The organism is Microbacterium terricola, from assembly GCF_027943945.1.
GTDB lineage: Bacteria > Actinomycetota > Actinomycetes > Actinomycetales > Microbacteriaceae > Microbacterium > Microbacterium terricola.
Window position 1 is genome coordinate 694,836 of the sequence record NZ_AP027141.1, and the last position, 18,473, is coordinate 713,308.

Below are 18,473 nucleotides of genomic sequence, written 5' to 3' on the forward strand. Positions count from 1 at the left end.
CTAGCCTGGACCCATGCCCCAGCCTCTTCCCGACTTCTACGCCGTGATCCCCGCCGGCGGCATCGGCAGCCGGCTGTGGCCGCTCTCGCGCGCGGACGCGCCGAAGTTCCTGCACGACCTGACCGGCTCCGGCCACTCGCTGCTGCGCGACACCTGGGACCGTCTCGAGCCGCTCACCGGCCCCGACCGCATCTCCGTCGTCACCGGGCGCGCGCATCGCGCAGCCGTGGAGGAGCAGCTGCCGGGCATCCCCGACCGCAACGTGTTCCTCGAATCGGAGCCGCGCGACTCCGCCGCGGCCATCGGACTGGCCGCCGCCGTGCTCGTCCGCCGCGAGCCCGACGTCGTCATCGGCTCGTTCGCCGCCGACCATGTGATCCGCGGCGCGCAGGTGTTCCAGTGGGCGGTGCAGCAGGCGGTGGCCGTCGCCCGCGCCGGCTACATCTGCACGATCGGCATCCCCCCGGGGGAGCCGTCGGTCGGCTTCGGCTACATCCAGCGCGCCGAGGAGATCGTCGTCGAGGGCGCCCCCGAGGCGGCGCGGGTGCAGCGCTTCGTCGAGAAGCCCGACCTCGACACGGCCAAGGCCTACTTCGCCGACCGGTCCTTCCTGTGGAACGCGGGCATGTTCATCGCCCGCGCCGACGTGCTGCTGGCCGAGCTCGAAGCGAACCAGCCCGAACTGCACGCCGGCCTGCTCGAGCTCGCCGAGGCGTGGGACGACCGGGAGCGGAGGGGGCCCGCGGTCGACCGGATCTGGCCGCAGCTGACCAAGATCGCGATCGACTACGCCGTCGCGGAGCCGGCCGCGGAGAAGGGCCGCCTCGCGGTCATCCCCGGCCACTTCGACTGGGACGACGTCGGCGACTTCGCCAGTCTCGCCAAGCTGATGTCGAACGGGCGCAAGAACGACCTCGCCATCCTGGGCGAGAACGCCCGCATCCTCAGCGACGCGGCCAGCGGCATCGTGGTGAGCCAGAGCTCGCGCGTGATCAGCCTCATCGGGGTCAAGGACATCGTCGTGGTGGACACTCCCGACGCCCTGCTGGTGACCACCAGCGAGCACGCGCAGCGCGTGAAGGGCGTCGTCGACGCGCTCAAGCTGACCGGCCGCGGCGACGTGCTCTGACCCCGCGCGGCGGGGGCGCCGTATCGGGGTTGTTGCGTCTTTGTAACCATTGGCCGCCCAGCGCGCCTTCCGACCGCAAGCGGCCCGACACATTGGGTAACTTTCAAGGGTTCCCCGCGAAATCCGCGGGCCCATCTCTGTGGAGGCTGAGTTGACCATCTCTACCAACAAGCGCGTGCTCGGCGGCCTCATCGCCGCGAGCATGTTCGTCGCCCTCGCCGGGTGCGCATCCGCGCCCGAAGAGACCGCCCCGAGCGCCGACGCCGGCGCTGACGTCGTCGACGGCTTCAAGCCGTGCATGGTGTCCGACGCGGGTGGCTTCGACGACAAGTCGTTCAACCAGCTCGGCTTCGAGGGCCTGACCCGTGCCGCTGAGAGCCTCGGCCTCGACGAGCCGACCACGGTCCAGTCCGACTCCGAGTCGGACTTCGCGCCCAACCTGACCAACCTGGTCGAGCAGGACTGCTCGCTCATCGTCACGGTCGGCTTCGCGCTGGCCGCCGCCGCGGGCGAGTCCGCCGCGGCCAACCCCGACATCGAGTACGTCTCGATCGACGACATGGTCGACAACGACTTCGACGGCGAGACCGACTCGCCCAACATCAAGCCGATCGTCTTCGACACCGCTCAGGCGGCGTTCCTGGCCGGCTACGCGGCGGCGTCGTACTCGACCGAGAAGAAGGTCGGCACGTTCGGCGGCATGAACTTCCCGACCGTCACGATCTTCATGGACGGCTTCAAGCAGGGCGTCGAGTACTGGAACGAGCAGAAGGACGACAACGTCGAGGTGCTCGGCTGGGACGGCACCGACGGTGTCTTCACCGGTGGCTTCGTCGCCAACCAGGACGCCATCAACGCGGCACAGGGCCTCGTCGACCAGGGCGTCGACGTGCTGCTGCCCGTCGGCGGCCCGATCTACCAGAGCGCCGCTTCGGTGATCCGCGCCTCGGACCGTGAGATCGCGCTCATCGGCGTCGACGCCGATGTGTTCGAGACCGACCCGACGGTCGCCGACCTGCTGCTCACCTCGATCCGCAAGCTGATCGACGTGGGTGTCGAGGACGCCGTGAACCAGGCCGCCGTCGGCGAGTTCGACGTCACCCCGTTCGTGGGCACGCTCGAGAACGAGGGCGTGGGCCTGGCCCCGTTCCACGACTTCGAGGACAAGGTCTCGGGCGACCTGCAGGGTGAGCTCGACGCCATCACGGCCGGCATCATCGACGGGTCGATCCCCGTCACGTCGTACCTGGCTGGTTGATCCCGCCGCAGTGGGGAGGCTGGTGCACACCAGCCTCCCCACTGCTGTCTGCCCATCTCGTGCGGTCGCGTACCGCCGTCATTAGGATCAGGGAGCATGAAGCTCGAACTCCGCGGCATCACCAAGCGGTTCGGCAGTCTGGTCGCCAACGATCACATCGACCTCGTCGTGGAGCCCGGTGAGATCCACTGCCTCCTCGGCGAGAACGGCGCAGGCAAGTCGACGCTGATGAACGTCCTGTACGGCCTGTATCGGGCCGACGAGGGCACCATCCTCCTCGACGACCACGTGCAGGCCTTCCAGGGCCCCGGCGACGCGATGCGCGCGGGCATCGGCATGGTCCACCAGCACTTCATGCTCATCCCGGTCTTCACCGTCGCCGAGAACGTCATGCTCGGCCACGAGGCGACCAAGGCGCTCGGCGTGCTCGACCTCGACGCCGCCCGCAAGCGCGTGCGGGAGATCTCGTCGCGGTTCGGCTTCGACATCGACCCCGACGCGCTCGTCGAGGACCTCCCGGTCGGCGTGCAGCAGCGCGTCGAGATCATCAAGGCGCTCTCGCGCGATGCGAAGGTGCTCGTCTTCGACGAGCCGACCGCCGTGCTCACCCCGCAGGAGACCGACGAGCTGATGGGCATCATGCGCCAGCTCAAGGAATCCGGCGCCTCCATCGTCTTCATCACCCACAAGCTGCGCGAGGTGCGCGAGGTCGCCGACCGGATCACCGTCATCCGCCTCGGCAAAGTCGTCGGCGAGGCAGCCCCGACCGCGACCAACGCGGAGCTCGCCTCCCTCATGGTCGGCCGCGCCGTCGAGCTGACCGTCCACAAGAACCCGCCGCAGCTGGTCGACAACTCCCTCGTCGTCGAGGGGCTCAGCGTCATCGACCCGCGCGGCCAGCTCGTCGTCAACGACGTCTCGTTCGAGGTCCGCGGCGGCGAGGTGCTCGCGATCGCCGGCGTGCAGGGCAACGGCCAGACCGAGCTCACCGAGGCCCTGCTCGGCCTCCAGCCGCAGGTGCGCGGATCCATCACCCTCGACGGCGATGAGCTCGTCGGCCACAGCGTGCGACGCATCCTCGACGCGGGCGTCGGCTTCGTCCCCGAGGACCGCAACGAGGACGGCCTGGTCGGCGAGTTCACGATCGCCGAGAACCTCATGCTCGACCGCGCCCACGGCGCGCCGTTCGTCAAGGCGGGGAACGTCCAGCGCGGCTACCTCGCCGAGTTCGCGAAGGACAAGTTCGCCGAGTTCGACGTCCGCGCCCCCGGCATCGACACACCCGTCGGCCGGCTGTCCGGTGGAAACCAGCAGAAGGTCGTGCTCGCCCGCGAGCTGAGCAAGGACCTCTCGCTCCTCGTCGCCGCGCAGCCCACCCGCGGCGTCGACGTCGGCTCGATCGAGTTCATCCACAAGCGCATCGTGGAGACCCGCGACGCCGGGGTCCCCGTCGTCGTCGTCTCCACCGAGCTCGACGAGGTGGCCGCCCTCGCCGATCGGATCATGGTGATGTACCGCGGCCGGATCGTCGGCATCGTTCCGGGCGACACCCCGCGAGAGACACTCGGCCTGATGATGGCCGGCGAGGCGCCGAGCGAAGGAGCCGCGGCATGAGCACCGACAGCGAACTCGGCGCGAGCGTCGAAGAGAAGATCGAGCCGCCCTCGAAGTGGCACGACACCTGGGTGCGGATCACGCAGGGCAACGCGATCATCTCGGTGCTCGCGATCGTCCTGGCGCTCATCGTCGGCGGCATCATGATCGCGTTCACCGACGAGGACGTGCAGGAGGCATCCGCCTACTTCTTCGCCCGCCCGATGGACACGATCTCGGCAGCATGGGACGCCGTCTTCGGCGCGTACAGCGCGCTCTTCCAGGGATCGATCTACAACTTCGGCGCCGACTCGTTCGCGCGCGGCATCCGCCCCTTCACCGAGACGCTCACCTTCGCCACGCCGCTCATCGCGGCCGGCCTCGGTGTCGCGCTGGCCTTCCGCGTCGGCATGTTCAACATCGGCGGACGCGGGCAGATGCTGATGGCGGCCGCCGGCGCCGGCTGGATCGCGTTCTCGCTCGACCTGCCCTTCCCGCTGCACATGATCCTGGCCACCGTCGTCGGCATGTTCTGCGGCGCCGTGTGGGCCGGCATCGCGGGCTTCCTCAAGGCCCGCACCGGCGCGCACGAGGTGATCGTGACGATCATGCTCAACTACGTGGCCTTCTACCTGATCTCGTGGATGCTGCGCACCCCCGGCCTCCTGCAGGCGCCGGGCTCCAGCAACCCCAAGACGCCGGCGATGAAGGAGACCGCGGTCTTCCCCGACCTGCTCGGTCCGCAGTACAACCTGCACTTCGGCTTCGTGCTCGTGATCGCCGCCACCGTGGTCGTGTGGTGGATCCTCAGCCGCTCGAACCTCGGGTTCCAGTTCCGGGCCGTGGGCATCAACCCCAACGCGGCACGCGTGGCCGGCATCGACGTGAAGAACATGTACGTCTACGCGATGCTCATCTCCGGCGCCCTCGTCGGTCTCGCCGGCGTGAACCAGGTGCTCGGCACCATCACGACCGGCTTCTCGGCCGACATCGATGCGGGCATCGGCTTCGACGCGATCACCGTCGCCCTGCTCGGCCGCTCCACGCCGTGGGGCACCTTCGCGGCCGGCGTGCTGTTCGGCGCGTTCAAGGCCGGCGGCTTCGCCATGCAGGCGGCCGAGAACATCCCCGTCGAGATCGTCACCGTCGTCCAGTCGGTGATCGTGCTGTTCATCGCGGCCCCGCCGCTCGTGCGCACGATCTTCTTCCTGCCCTCGCCAGAGCGTGACCGGCGCCGGCAGGAGAAGGCGAGGCAGAAGGCCCTGAAAGCCGAAGTCAAGGCCGAGGCAGAGGGGGTGGCACCGTGACCACGATCGCCGTGTCCACCGACGACGTCCTGCCCGAGACGACGGTCATCCGCAGCTGGAAGACCCCCATCGCGCTCGCCGTGTTCACCGTGCTGTTCGGCATCCTCATCTTCGCTGCGCCGCGCGCAGGCGAGACGACCTTCCGCCTGTCCAGCTCGACCGACGCGATCCAGCTCCCCGACCTCGTCCTCCCGGTCATGCCGACCGTGATCGTCTGCCTCGTGCTCCTCGCGCTGCTCACCGCATTGTCGGCGTTCCTCGTGCGCAGCCGTGCGCACTCGCCGCTGTGGCTCGTGGTCCTCTACGTCCTCGTCGCCATCGTCGGGTTCCTCACCTGGGCGGCCAGCGGAGCGGCGCTCCCGGTGCCCGGGCTGCTGGCCGGCGCACTCGGACTCGCCGTCCCGCTCATCTACGGCGCCCTCACCGGCGTCATCGGCGAACGGGTCGGCATCGTCAACATCGCCATCGAGGGTCAGCTGCTCGCCGGCGCCTTCACGGCGGCCGTCGTCGGCACGATCACCGGCTCTCCGATCGCGGGGATGCTGGCGGCCATGGTGTCCGGGGCGCTCGTGGCCTTCGTGCTCGCGGCGTTCGCGATCAAGTACGTGGTCGACCAGGTGATCGTCGGCGTGGTGCTGAACGTGCTCGTCACGGGCCTGACCAGCTTCCTGTACTCGCAGGTGCTGCAGTCCAACGCGGCCGAGCTCAACGCGCCGCCGCGGCTCGACCGCATCCCGATCCCGCTGCTGAGCGACATCCCCATCATCGGGCCCGTGTTCTTCCGGCAGACGCTGCTCGTCTACATCATGTACATCGCCGTCTTCGCGGTGTGGTTCGCGATGTTCCGCACCCGCTGGGGCCTGCGCCTGCGCGCGGTCGGCGAGCACCCGCAGGCGGCCGACACGGTCGGCATCAAGGTCAACCCGACCCGGTTCTGGAACGTGCTGATGGCCGGCGCGATCGCCGGGCTCGGCGGCACGGTCTTCACGATCGGCAACGGGATCGCCTTCAACAAGGAGATGACCGCGGGCGCGGGCTTCATCGCGCTCGCCGCCGTGATCTTCGGCCAGTGGGATCCGATCAAGGCCACGCTGGCGGCCCTGCTGTTCGGGTTCGCCTCGAGCCTGCAGAACTCGCTGAGCGTGATCGGGTCGCCGGTCCCGAGCGAGTTCATGCTCATGCTGCCGTACCTCGTCACGATCTTCGTCGTGGCCGGTGTGGTCGGCAAATCCAGAGCGCCCGCCGCCGACGGCGTGGCGTACGTCAAGGCGTAGAAGGGCCGGCAGTGACCGATATCGACTGGGACGAGCTCCGTGCAGCCGCGACCGAGGCCATGCAGCGCGCCTACGCGCCGTACTCGCGCTACCGGGTGGGCGCGGCAGCGCTCGTCTCCGACGGGCGGATCGTCGCCGGCTGCAATGTGGAGAACGCCTCATACGGCGTCGGTCTGTGCGCGGAGTGCGCCCTCGTCGGCGACCTGCACATGTCCGGCGGCGGCCAGCTGGTCGCGTTCGTGTGCGTGAACAACGACGGGCAGACGATCATGCCGTGCGGCCGGTGCCGTCAGCTGCTGTACGAGTTCTCCCTGCCGGGGATGCTGCTGGAGACCGTCTCGGGCATCCGCACGATCGACGAGGTGCTGCCTGACGCGTTCGGCCCGCGCGATCTCGAAGAGGTCAGTCGATGACTGAAGCCTTCGACGCCGTCGACGTCATCCGCGCCAAGCGCGACGGCGGCACCGTAGCGGAGGACGCCCTCCGCTGGATGGTCGACGCGTACACGCGCGGCTACGTCTCGGACGCGCAGATGTCGTCGTTCGCGATGGCGGTGCTGCTCAACGGCATGGACCGCGACGAGATCCGCGTGATGACCGACGCGATGATCGCGTCCGGCGAGCGGATGAGCTTCGCCGGCCTCGGCAAGCCCACCGCCGACAAGCACTCGACCGGGGGAGTGGGCGACAAGATCACGCTGCCCCTCGCCCCGCTGGTCGCCGTGTTCGGCGTCGCGGTGCCGCAGCTCTCCGGCCGGGGCCTCGGCCACACCGGCGGCACGCTCGACAAGCTCGAGTCCATCCCGGGGTGGCGCGCGGCGCTGAGCAACGACGAGCTCTTCGCCCAGCTGCGCGACGTGGGCGCCGTCATCTGCGCGGCGGGCTCGGGTCTCGCCCCCGCAGACAAGAAGCTCTACGCCCTGCGCGACGTCACCGGCACGGTGGAGGCCATCCCGCTGATCGCGTCGAGCATCATGTCGAAGAAGATCGCGGAGGGGACCGGCGCTCTCGTCCTGGACGTGAAGTTCGGCTCAGGCGCCTTCATGCGCGACCTCGACAAGGCCCGCGAGCTCGCCCGCACCATGGTCGCGCTCGGCGAGGACTCGGGTGTGCGCACGACCGCCCTGCTCACCGACATGAACACCCCGCTCGGCCTGGCGATCGGCAACGCGAACGAGGTGCGCGAGTCGGTCGAGGTTCTCGCCGGCGGCGGCCCCGCCGACATCGTCGAGCTCACCGTCGCCCTGGCCCGCGAGATGCTCGCCCTGGCCGGACAGCCCGATGCCGACGTCGAGGCGGCGCTGGCCGACGGACGCGCGATGGACGCGTGGCGCCGCATGATCGCGGCGCAGGGCGGCGACCCGGATGCCGCCCTCCCGGTGCCGCGCGAGACGCAGGTGGTGACCGCATCCACGTCAGGCGTCATCACGCGCATGGAGGCGCTGCCCTTCGGCATCGCCGCCTGGCGCCTGGGCGCCGGCCGCGCCAGGGCGCAGGACCCGGTCATCCACGCCGCGGGGATCGACCTGCTCGTCAAGCCGGGCGACGAGGTCGTCGCGGGGCAGCCCGTCTTCACCCTCTCCGCCGATGATCCGGCGAGGTTCGCGCGCGCCCTCGAAGCGCTGGACGGCGCATGGGAGATCGGCGCCGAGGCGCCGGAGCGCACCCCGCTCGTGCGCGAGCGCATCACCGCCTGACACGCGTCGCCCGATCCAGTAGCGTCGCAGACGCGCACCCCCAAAGCTCACGAAGGAGATCGACATGCCCATCGACCAGCACGGAGACAGCCTGCTGCAGGGGGTGTCGCTGCGGAGCCTGCCAAAGGTGTCGCTGCACGACCACCTCGATGGAGGCGTCCGTCCGCAGACGATCATCGAGCTGGCGGACGAGATCGACCTGGAGGTCCCCTCGGCCGATTCCGACGAGCTGGCCGACTGGTTCGCCGAGAAGAGCGACTCGGGTTCGCTGGTCGAGTACCTGAAGACGTTCGACCTCACCACGGCCGTCATGCAGACCGCCGACGGACTGCGCCGGGTCGCCAGGGAGTTCGTCGAGGACCTCGCCGCCGACGGCGTGATCTACGGCGAGGTGCGCTGGGCTCCCGAGCAGCACCTCGCGCGCGGGCTCTCGCTCGACGAGGCCGTCGAGGCGGTGCAGGAGGGCATCGAGGAGGGGGAGGATGCGGCCGGCACCGACATCCGGGTCGGTCAGCTGATCACCGCGATGCGGCACACCGACCGCTCGCTCGAGATCGCCGAGCTCGCCGTCGACTGGCGTGAGCGCGGCGCCGTCGGCTTCGACATCGCCGGCCCCGAGGACGGCTTCCTGCCCGCCCGCCACCGGGCGGCGTTCGACCTCCTCGCGGCGGAGTTCTTCCCCACCACCGTGCACGCCGGTGAGGCGGCCGGGCTGGATTCGATCCGCTCCGCCCTCATCGACGGCCGTGCACTGCGGCTCGGGCACGGCGTGCGCATCGCGGAGGACCTCGAGATCGTCTCGCAGGAGGGCGAGGACGTCTTCGTGCAGTTCGGCGACCTGGCCCGCTGGGTGCGCGACCGCGAGATCCCGCTCGAGCTCTCGCCGTCGTCGAACCTGCAGACCGGCGCGATCGCGGCGTGGGGCACCGAGCTGGTCGACCACCCGTTCGACCTGCTGTACCAGCTCGGATTCGCGGTCACCGTGAACGTCGACAACCGCACGATGAGCGCCACCTCGCTGACGCGCGAGCTCGCGCTGCTGGCGGAGACGTTCGGCTACGACCTCGACGACCTGCAGACGTTCCAGCTCAACGCGGCCGCCGGCGCCTTCCTGCCGGTGGAGGAGCGCGAGGAGCTCATCGAGCTGATCGCGGAGGGCTTCGCCCGATAGTCGCCTGCGGGCCGCGGTGCCCCTATTCTGAGCGGTATCGGCACGGAGGGGAGCGGGCATGGCGGTGTTCTCGAGAGGGTTCGGCGGGCGGCGGCGCGAGGCGGACCCGAATCTGCCACCAGGGCAGTATCTGACCGAGGACTTCCCCGTGCTCTCGGCCGGTCCCACCCCGCGCATCGCGACCGCGGACTGGACCTTCCGCATCATCACCGAGAAGGGCACCACGACCACCTGGACGTGGGAGCAGTTCACCGCCCTCCCGGTGGAGGACGTCAGCACCGACATCCACTGCGTCACCCGGTGGTCCAAGCTCGGCACCTCCTGGCGGGGTGTGTCGCTGGACACCCTGTTCGCCGCTGTGGACACCGACTTCGCGTACGCGATGGTGCATTCCTACGGCGGATACACGACGAATCTGGCGATGGCCGACCTCCTCGGCGGGAAGGCGTGGATCGCGTTCGACTTCGACGGGGCTCCGCTCGCGCCCGAGCACGGGGGTCCGGCGCGTCTGCTGGTGCCGCATCTCTACTTCTGGAAGTCCGCGAAGTGGGTGAACGGGCTCGTGATGCAGAAGCACGACGACCCGGGCTTCTGGGAGCAGAACGGCTACCACCTGCACGGCGACCCCTGGACCGAAGAGCGCTACTGGTGATCGTCGGCGACTGGCATCCGGCCCGGGTCGCCGACGTGGTCCCCAGCACCTCCCACGCGCGCCTGCTGCGCCTCGAGGTGCCCGGCTGGCCGGGGAACCTGCCGGGGCAGCACCTGGACATCCGGCTCACGGCGGAGGACGGCTACCAGGCCGAGCGGTCGTACTCGATCGGATCATGGGGGCCGGACGCGACCGTCGAGCTGGGCGTGGACCGCGTGCCGGACGGAGAGGTGTCGCCGTACCTCGTCGACGTCATCGAACCAGGTGACCAGCTCGAGGTGAAGGGTCCGCTGGGCGCGTACTTCGTCTGGGACGCCGACGACCCCTCTCCGGTGCAGCTGATCGCCGGCGGCTCGGGCGTCGTCCCCCTCGTCGCCATGGCCCGTGCGCGGGCAGCGATGCCGGACGGTGCGCCGTTCCGCCTGCTGTACTCGGTGCGCAGTCCCGCCGACGCCCTCTACGGTTCCGAGGTCGAGGGGCTCGCCGACGCGGGGCTCGACGTCACGTGGGTCTACACCCGCTCCGGACCGCCCGGCTGGACCGGACCCACCGGCCGGCTGACGCCGGCCGGTGTGGCGGCCGCGACCTGGCCGCTCGAACGGAACCCGCGCGCCTTCGTCTGCGGGCCCACCGGGTTCGTCGAGTCGGTCGCGGACATGCTGGTGAGCGCGGGCTGGCCGCCCGAGCGCGTGCGCACGGAGAGGTTCGGTGGAGCATGAGGAATCGGGTCCCCTCCGGCGCGGTGCGCCTGGTCGACGGCAATGCGCTGGCCGGACCGCTCGCCGGGCTGTTCGCCGTCGATGCATCCGGCATCGTGCTCGTCTGCGGCCACTGCGGCGCTGCCGGACCGCTGGGCGGAGCGACGGTCGAGGACGACCGGGTCGCCGCGATCGTCCGATGCCGCGGGTGCACCCGGACGCTGCTCACGGTCCTCCGCGCGGAGGGTGCCATCTCGGTCGTGCTCGCCGGGCTCGCGCGCTTCGAGGTTCCCGCCGACCCTCGCTGACCCGGCGCAGGAGACCCGGGAGCGGGTCAGCGCAGGGCGACGCCGGGATGCGTGGCCAGATACTCCTCGAAGGCCTCGGCGCTCGTGCGGGTGGGCGTGAAGCCGAAGTCGCGCTTCAGGGCATCGTTCGCCAGCACGGGGCGGTAGCGGAGGAACCGCACCTGTTCCGGTCCGTGCACCGTGAGGCGCAGCATCCGACCGATCCGCAGGGCGAATCCGAGCACGCCGGCGGGCAGCGTCAGCAGCGGCTTGCCCAGCCGTGCCGCGATCTCCTGCACGGTGAGGCGGCCGTCGCCGGCGACGTTGTAGATGCCGGGAGGACCGTCCGTCGCCGCGCGCACCATCGCCGCCGCCACATCATCGACCCACACGAACACGAACGGCGATTCCGAGCCGCGGACGGCGAGGATGCGCCGCCCGTCCCACAGTGCCGTGATCTGGTTGCGCACCGTCGGGCCGAGGATCGTCCCGATGCGGAACACCACCTGCTCGAGCGCGGGATGCCGGGTCCTCGCCTCCGCGAGCATCTCCTCGACGAGGCGCTTGTGCTGCGCATACGCGAACTCGTCGTTGCCGCGCACCGGGTCGCTCTCGCGCAGCCACTCCGCGTTGTCGGGGTGGTAGCCGTACGCCGCGCCGGACGACGACACGACGATCCGCCGTACGCCTGCGGCCAGGCACGCGTCGAGGATGTGGCGCGACCCGTCGACGTCCACCCGGTACTCCAGGTCGCGGTCGCGGCCGGGGTTCACGATCGCCGCCAGATGCACGACGACGTCGATCTCGTGGCGCTCGAGCAGCTCGACCAGACCAGCCGACCGGGTGACGTCGCAGTCGTCGTAGTGGACGCCCTCGACGGGATGCTCGGGCCGCCGCACATCGCCGGCCACGACCCGCTCGACGTCCGGCCGGGCCGCGAGCGCCGCCGCCACGTGCGAGCCGAGGAACCCGGCGCCTCCGGTGACCAGCACGCGGGTCATGAGGCGGGCTCCACCGCATCCCGCGCGTGGCGGCTCGCGTCGCCCTTCGCCGATCCGGTGACCCGGCGGGTGCGCACCGCCCACAGCGACGCCACGATGAGGCCGGCGATGATGTCCCAGATGCCCCACCAGCCCGCCACGATCGCCATGCCGCCGAGGCCGCCGAAGAAGGTGAAGACGAGCCCGAGGCCGAGACCGGCGTTGCGGATGCCGACCTCGAACGTCATCGCCTTCCGCTCTCGCGTGCCCAGGCCGCCGGCCACGGCGGTGCCGTAGCCGATCGCGAGGGCGACGGCGTCGTGGATGGTCACGACCAGGATGATCACGCCGAAGAACTGGACGAAGTACGTCCAGTTGCCCGTGAGCGCGATGACGATGAAGGCGACGAGGGCGAGCAGCGAGAACCACTTGACCGGCTTCTCGACCCGCGCGGCGAAGCGCGGGAACCGGGCGCGCACGAACAGCCCGATCGCGAACGGGATGCCGATGATCAGCAGGATGTCGAGCAGCATCGACCAGGGGTTCAGCTCGACGGCGGCCAGGAGGTGCCGTGCGGTCGGGTGCAGCGAGCCCCAGAACGCGATCGAGAGCGGCAGCGCGAAGATGTAGATCACGTTGCTCACCGCGGTCATCGACACCGACAGGGCGACGTTGCCGCCCGAGCGGTGCGTGAGCACCTGGGAGATGTTGCCGGGAGGACAGCACGCGACCAGCAGCATCCCGAGGGCCATCGAGGGCGTGACGGGAAGGACCAGCGTGAGCGCGAACGTGACCGCGGGCAGAACCAGCAGCTGCGCGAGGATCGCGATGACGAAGGGCTTGGGCTTGCGGGCGACGACCTTGAAGTCCTCGGGCGAGGTGTCCAGGGCGATGCCGAGCATGATCAGCCCCAGCACGACGTTCAGCAGCACCAGCGAGCCGGGGTTGAAGTTCAGGACGATGTCGTCGATGACGAGCTCTTCGGCGCTCACGCGGCCGTTCCCTTCGACAGGGCGGCGGTCGCCTGCCGCACAGACCGGCGGTAGGCGTCCTTGTTCACGTAGTACGACATCCGCTCGAGCCCGAGGTAGTCGTACCCGCCGGTCAGATCCGGCCACTCCTGCCCGCTCACCCGCGCGCGGAATGCGGCGGCCGCCGCCGGGTCGGCCCGGGTGGCGGTCAGGTAGGCGGCGATCAGCTCGGCCTGCTCGTAGCGACCCTGCCAGCCGATGCCGGAGGCCTCGATCATCCCCATCACGTAGAGCCCGTTGAACGACGGCGGGAACACGTTGAGGTAGAGCCGCGGCGACCAGCCGGTCCAGTTCAACGCCTCGCGGGCCACGAAGGGGTAGTCGAGCGTGTACCCGGTGGCCAGCAGCACGGTGTCGTACTGCGCATGCGAGCCGTCGCGGAAGTGCACCGTGTCGCCGTCGAACCGGTCGACATCCGGCACCACGCGCAGGTCTCCCTGGCCCAGGTGGTTGAGGATCAGGGTGTTGACGATCGGGTGCGACTCGTAGATCTTGTAGTCGGGCTTGGGGAAGCCGAAGCGCACCGGGTCGCCGGTGAACGCCTGCAGCACCCGCTTGTCGATGAACTGCTTGATCCGCGCCGGCAGCGGCCTGCCCTGGTTGAGGGTGTCGGACGGGCGTCCGAACAGGTAGCGGGGAACGAAGTAGTACCCGCGCCGCACGCTCATGTCGACCGACGCGGCGTGGTGCACGGCGTCCACGGCGATGTCGCAGCCGGAGTTGCCCGCGCCGACGATGAGCACGCGCTTGCCGCTGAGCTGCGCCGCGCTCTTGTAGGCGCTGGTGTGCAGGAGCTCACCGGTGAAATCGCCGCGGAACGCGGGAACGTTCGGTTCGGCCAGCGTCCCGTTGGCGAGGATCACGCCGTCGTAGCGCTGCTCGACGGCGGCCCCGGCGCCTCCGGACGGGGCGGCGCGCAGCATCCATCCCCCGTCCTCCGCCGGCTCGAGCCCGGTGACCTTCGTGTCGAAGCGGAAGCGCTCGGTCAGGCCGAAGTGGTCCGCGAACTCGCGGAAGTAGCGGATGAGCTCGCGATGGCTCGGGTAGTCGGCGCGCGAGCGCATCGGGAACTCCGCGAACTCTGTGGTGGTGCGCGAGGAGATCAGGTGCGCGGACTCGTACATCGTGGAGCGGGGGTTCTCGATGTCCCAGAGGCCGCCGACGCCGCGCGACGCCTCGAACCCGTCGAACTCGATGCCCGCCTTCTGCAGGGCCCTGGCCGCCGACAGGCCGGAGGGACCGGCGCCGATGATGGCGTACCGCTGTGCGTGCATGTCTTCCGGCGCTCCCGAATGGTCCGTGCCGGGCACCACTGCCCGGACAACCTCTCGATGCTAACCGCTGGCGATGTCGCCCAGGAACGGGCCGGCGTTCTCGGTGATCTGCGCGATCATCTCGTCGTCGGGGATGCGGGGAGTGCCGTCGCCGGCCTGCAGGCCGTAGTCGCCGAACGACGAGTGGCTGGCGCCTTCGATCTCGACCAGTGCGGCATCCTCCGGCAGGAGGTGACGCGCATCCGCGATCTTGTCGGGGGTGGACAGGCCGTCCTCGCTGCCGGCGAGGCTGAGCACGGGCAGGCCGCTCTCGGCGATGTCTCCCGAGCAGTACGAGGCGAACAGCACGAGCGCGTCGGCGTCCTCGGCCATCATGCAGGCCCGCACGCCGCCGAGCGAGTGCCCCCCGACCGCCCATTCGTCGACGTCCGGCGCGAGCGCGGTGAACGTGTCGAGACCGCGGAGGTCGAAGAACGCCAGGTTCAGCCAGGGCTTGGTGATCACGACCGTGACGTCGGCGTCGGCGACGAGACCGGACAGCTTCGACGCGTACGCCCACGCGTCGACCTTGCCGCCCGGGATGAACACCAGGCCCACCTCGGAGGCGCCGTTCGACGGCGCGAGCACGATGCCCGCGCTGTCATCGGTGATCGTGATCGCCTCGTCGGCCTTCACGGCCGCCAGCGGCTCGGGCTCGGCCGCCGCGACGCCGACCTGGCTCCAGATCACGATGCCGACCGCCGCGACGACGATCAGAGCGCCGATCGACCCGAGCACCCACCAGAGGATCCGGCGACCGCGACGGGGACGTTTCGACTCGCTGCGCTCGCTCTTCTCACTCACCTGGGCAGTCTATGGTCTCTCAGAGCGACGCCTGGCGCTGTGCCACGACCGCTTCGATCCGACCGAACAGCGGGTGCTCCGGCTCGAGGCCGGTCACCTCCGCGGTGAATGCGGCCGCATCCTGCTCGCGGAGCAGGCGCTGCAGGTCGACGGACTGCGGGTCCTCCGGGTCGTCGAAGGCCAGTGCGGCTCCCATCGCGGCGACGAGCGCGTCGACGGGCAGCCCACGCTCGGCGGCTTCCGCCGCAGGCCCCACGAAGCGCTCATGACGCGAGAGCTTGCGCAGCGGCTGACGCCCCACCCGCCAGACGGTGTCAGGCAGTGACGGGTTGCGGAAGCGACCGAGGATCGTGCTGCGGTAGGCGGCGAGATCGGCCGGGTCGAGCCCGTGCTTGACGGCGAGGAGCGCTGAGGTCTCCTCGAGGGCGGCGGCGACGCGTGCCGCGATCGCGTCGTCGGCGAGGGCGTCCGAGATCCTCTCGACGCCCGCCTGCGCGCCGAAGTACGCCGTGGTGGCGTGGCCGGTGTTCACCGTGAAGAGCTTCCGCTCGATGTACGGGGCGAGGTCGTCGACGAAGTGCGCGCCGGGGATGCGGGGCGGATCGTCGCCGAAGGCAGGGCGTTCGATGGCCCATTCGAAGAACGGCTCCACGGTCACGTCCACGCCGCCGCCCTCGGGCTGCGCGGGGACGATGCGATCGACCGCGGTGTTCGCGAAGACCGCGCCCCCCGCGAGGGCGTCCCACGCCTCGCCCGCCTGCGCGATCATCTCCTCGCGGAGGAGGTCGGTGGCGTTGATGGCGTTCTCGCACGCCATGATCTGCAGCGGCGGCGCACCGGGTTCGCGGAGCGCGAGCCCCGCGATGATGTGGGGCGCCACGAACTTCAGGATGGTGGGGCCCACCGCCGTCGTCACGACGTTCGCGCTGGCGATCTCATCGACCACCGCCTGGGTGTCTGTCGCGCTGTTGATCGCACGGAACCCGGTGACCTCGTGATCGGCGCCGCCTTCGCCCACTTCGTGCACGGTGTACGACGAGACCGCGTTGATCGCGTCGACGAGCGGTGCCGCGACGTCCGAGAACACGAGCTCGTAGCCGCCCTGGTGCAGCAGCAGCCCCACGAAGCCGCGTCCGATGTTGCCTGCGCCGAAGTGGACGGCCTTCATGAGACGCCGGCCTCCGCCACCAGCGCGAACAGCTCGTCGGGCGAGTCCGCCGCCTTCAGCCGGTCGACGTTCTCGATCTCCGAGAACAGGATGGCGATCTGGGAGAGGATCTCGAGGTGCTCGTCGCCCTTGCCGGCGATGCCGACGACGAAGGTGACGTGCTCGCCGTCCCAGTCGACTCCGCCGTCGTACCGCACGAACGACAGCGCGGATTCGAGGATCGTGGCCTTCGTCTCGTTGGTGCCGTGGGGGATGGCCAGCTCGTTGCCCATGTAGGTGGAGACGGCCATCTCGCGCTGCTGCATGGCGTCGAAGTAGGCGCTCGTGACCGCGCCGACGGATTCGAGGATGTCGGCCGCCTCCTTCATCGCGTCCTCCTTGGCGACGCTGCCCGAGTGGATGCGCACCTGACCGATGCTGAAGACGTCGCGTGCCATGGAACTTCCTTCCGTCGTGATGAAGCGCCGCGGGGCCGGGGGCATCGCGCCGCCCGACCCCGCAGCGGTCGGGCGCGGCTACTTGCCGCTGTTCTGCTGGTCGGCCACCAGTTCCACGACCTCGTCGTACTTCGGCGAGTTCATGAAGTTGTCGACCGACACGTGGACCGCGTTCGGCGCCTGACCCCTTGCGCGATCGGTGAGTTGGTTCTGCGTGATGACCAGGTCCGCCGAGCCGTCGAGGTTCGCGATGGCCTTGTTGACCACCGTGACGCCTTCGACGCCCGCCTTCTTGATCTTGTTGCGCAGCACGCTCGCTCCCATCGCCGACGAGCCCATGCCCGCGTCGCAGGCGAACACGATGTTCTTGATGTCCTTCTGCGCCAGGGTCGCAGCGCCGATGCCGCCGCCGGCCTGGGTCGCCGCGCCGCCGCGCAGGTTCTCGAGGTGGCCGGAGGACTTGCCCTTGACCGCCTCGGTCTGGGTGATCGCCGCTCCGAACGCGTCGTCGGTGGCCGCCATCGCCTCGAGGTCCCGCCTGCGGGAGGCGCGGAGGATGACCGCGGAGACGAGGAACGTCACCGTCGCGGAGAGGAGGACCGACAGGTACACCACCATCAGGTTGGGAACGCCGCCGGCCGCCGGATTGATCGCCTGCCCGGTGACGGCGATGATGCTCCCCGGTGCCGCGGGCGCGGCGAGCGAGCCGCCGAGCAGCATGTTCGTGGTGACACCGGTGGCGCCGCCCGCGATCAGGGCCAGGATCAGCATCGGCTTCATGAGCGCGTACGGGAAGTACACCTCGTGGATGCCGCCGACGAACTGGATGAGGGCCGCGCCCGGAGCCGACGCCCGCGCGGCGCCGATGCCGAAGAACGTGAAGGCGAGCAGGAGTCCGACACCGGGGCCGGGGTTGGCCTCGAGCAGGAACAGGATCGACGAACCCTCCTCGGAGGCCTGCTGCAGACCGAGCGGGGTCAGCACGCCGTGGTTGATCGCGTTGTTGAGGAAGAACACCTTCGCCGGCTCGATGACGATGCTCGTCAGGGGCAGCAGGTTCATCGACACCAGCCAGTTCACCGCGGTGCTGAGGACCTGCATGATGCCGTTGACCAGCCAGGCGATCGGGTAGAAGCCCACGATCATCATCACGAAGCCCCAGATGCCCGCCGAGAACATGTTGACGAGCATCTCGAAGCCGGCCTTGACCTTGCCGTCCCAGAGCGAGTCGAGCCACTTCATGGTGTACGCGCACAGCGGCGCCATGATCATCGCGCCGATGAACATGTGCACCTGGCCGAGCGTCGAGGCGTCGGGGTCGTTCGCGAGGAGCTGCTCGTTGAACTGGGCGATGAGGTAGTCGGATCCGGCGATCGCGCCGAACGTCCCGATGGACGCGACGACGCCGCCGCGCACGCCGTAGACGATGGCGCCGCCGGTGTAGGCGATGAGAAGGGGCAGCAGGTAGTGGATGAACGGTCCGACGATCGTCGCGAGCGCGGGGACCGGAGTGAAGCCCACCTCGATGAAGAACATCGTCACGATGCCCCACGCGATCAGGGCGGGGATGTTCGGCATGATCATGCCGGACAGGAACGTGCCGAAGCGCTGAACTCCGACTCGCGCCCTGTTGGTGCCCGTGGTGGGCGTTGACGCCGTTGTCATTGCATTCTCA

The 18,473-nt window shown here is 69.8% G+C and carries 18 protein-coding genes; 11 read left to right on the forward strand and 7 right to left on the reverse strand.

Annotated elements, in window-relative coordinates:
• Nucleotides 1-13: 13 nt before the first annotated feature.
• From Microterr_RS03215 to Microterr_RS03265, 11 genes are all read left to right on the forward strand, one after another.
• Entirely contained in the window at nt 14-1,129 is a 1,116-nt protein-coding gene (locus Microterr_RS03215) for a mannose-1-phosphate guanylyltransferase (protein WP_263796171.1), read from the forward strand.
• Nucleotides 1,130-1,280: 151 nt separating this feature from the next.
• Nucleotides 1,281-2,387 (forward strand): BMP family lipoprotein, encoded by a 1,107-nt coding sequence (locus tag Microterr_RS03220; protein ID WP_263796170.1) that lies wholly within the window; start codon nt 1,281-1,283, stop codon nt 2,385-2,387.
• A 96-nt stretch (nt 2,388-2,483) separates the two neighbouring features.
• Nucleotides 2,484-4,001, forward strand: coding sequence for an ABC transporter ATP-binding protein (locus Microterr_RS03225; protein WP_263796169.1), 1,518 nt, complete (start codon nt 2,484-2,486; stop codon nt 3,999-4,001).
• Complete coding sequence (locus tag Microterr_RS03230) at nt 3,998-5,287, forward strand: ABC transporter permease (RefSeq protein WP_263796168.1); 1,290 nt, start codon at nt 3,998-4,000, stop codon at nt 5,285-5,287. Before Microterr_RS03225 ends, Microterr_RS03230 begins: the two co-directional genes overlap by 4 nt.
• A complete protein-coding gene (locus Microterr_RS03235; RefSeq protein ID WP_263796167.1) occupies nt 5,284-6,561 on the forward strand; it encodes an ABC transporter permease in 1,278 nt (425 codons plus the stop codon). Before Microterr_RS03230 ends, Microterr_RS03235 begins: the two co-directional genes overlap by 4 nt.
• Before the next feature lie 11 nt (nt 6,562-6,572).
• Nucleotides 6,573-6,974 (forward strand): cytidine deaminase, encoded by a 402-nt coding sequence (locus Microterr_RS03240; RefSeq protein ID WP_263796166.1) that lies wholly within the window; start codon nt 6,573-6,575, stop codon nt 6,972-6,974.
• Nucleotides 6,971-8,257, forward strand: coding sequence for a thymidine phosphorylase (locus tag Microterr_RS03245; RefSeq protein ID WP_263796165.1), 1,287 nt, complete (start codon nt 6,971-6,973; stop codon nt 8,255-8,257). The genes Microterr_RS03240 and Microterr_RS03245 overlap by 4 nt, the downstream gene beginning before the upstream one ends.
• A 64-nt stretch (nt 8,258-8,321) precedes the next feature.
• On the forward strand, nt 8,322-9,428 hold the full coding sequence (locus Microterr_RS03250) for an adenosine deaminase (protein WP_263796164.1): 1,107 nt from the start codon (nt 8,322-8,324) through the stop codon (nt 9,426-9,428).
• A gap of 58 nt (nt 9,429-9,486) precedes the next feature.
• Entirely contained in the window at nt 9,487-10,080 is a 594-nt protein-coding gene (locus Microterr_RS03255; RefSeq protein ID WP_263796163.1) for a molybdopterin-dependent oxidoreductase, read from the forward strand.
• Nucleotides 10,077-10,799 carry an FAD-binding oxidoreductase gene (locus Microterr_RS03260; RefSeq protein WP_263796162.1) on the forward strand — a complete coding sequence of 241 codons (723 nt, stop codon included), beginning with the start codon at nt 10,077-10,079 and terminating at the stop codon, nt 10,797-10,799. The genes Microterr_RS03255 and Microterr_RS03260 overlap by 4 nt, the downstream gene beginning before the upstream one ends.
• Nucleotides 10,796-11,086, forward strand: coding sequence for a DUF6510 family protein (locus Microterr_RS03265; protein ID WP_263796161.1), 291 nt, complete (start codon nt 10,796-10,798; stop codon nt 11,084-11,086). The genes Microterr_RS03260 and Microterr_RS03265 overlap by 4 nt, the downstream gene beginning before the upstream one ends.
• Before the next feature lie 26 nt (nt 11,087-11,112).
• Here Microterr_RS03265 and Microterr_RS03270 read toward each other — a convergent pair whose 3' ends face one another.
• The 7 genes from Microterr_RS03270 to Microterr_RS03300 form a co-directional block, all read right to left on the reverse strand.
• Nucleotides 11,113-12,066, reverse strand: coding sequence for an SDR family oxidoreductase (locus Microterr_RS03270; protein WP_263796160.1), 954 nt, complete (start codon nt 12,064-12,066; stop codon nt 11,113-11,115).
• Complete coding sequence (locus tag Microterr_RS03275; protein ID WP_263796159.1) at nt 12,063-13,037, reverse strand: bile acid:sodium symporter family protein; 975 nt, start codon at nt 13,035-13,037, stop codon at nt 12,063-12,065. The genes Microterr_RS03270 and Microterr_RS03275 overlap by 4 nt, the downstream gene beginning before the upstream one ends.
• A complete protein-coding gene (locus Microterr_RS03280) occupies nt 13,034-14,350 on the reverse strand; it encodes a flavin-containing monooxygenase (protein ID WP_263796158.1) in 1,317 nt (438 codons plus the stop codon). Before Microterr_RS03280 ends, Microterr_RS03275 begins: the two co-directional genes overlap by 4 nt.
• Before the next feature lie 60 nt (nt 14,351-14,410).
• Complete coding sequence (locus Microterr_RS03285; RefSeq protein WP_263796157.1) at nt 14,411-15,193, reverse strand: alpha/beta hydrolase; 783 nt, start codon at nt 15,191-15,193, stop codon at nt 14,411-14,413.
• A gap of 19 nt (nt 15,194-15,212) precedes the next feature.
• Nucleotides 15,213-16,361, reverse strand: a complete 1,149-nt coding sequence (locus tag Microterr_RS03290; RefSeq protein ID WP_263796156.1) for a mannitol-1-phosphate 5-dehydrogenase — start codon at nt 16,359-16,361, stop codon at nt 15,213-15,215.
• Entirely contained in the window at nt 16,358-16,798 is a 441-nt protein-coding gene (locus Microterr_RS03295) for a PTS mannitol transporter subunit IIA (RefSeq protein WP_263796155.1), read from the reverse strand. The genes Microterr_RS03290 and Microterr_RS03295 overlap by 4 nt, the downstream gene beginning before the upstream one ends.
• Nucleotides 16,799-16,876: 78 nt before the next feature.
• Entirely contained in the window at nt 16,877-18,463 is a 1,587-nt protein-coding gene (locus Microterr_RS03300; protein WP_263796154.1) for a PTS mannitol transporter subunit IIBC, read from the reverse strand.
• Between the last annotated feature and the right edge of the window lie 10 nt (nt 18,464-18,473).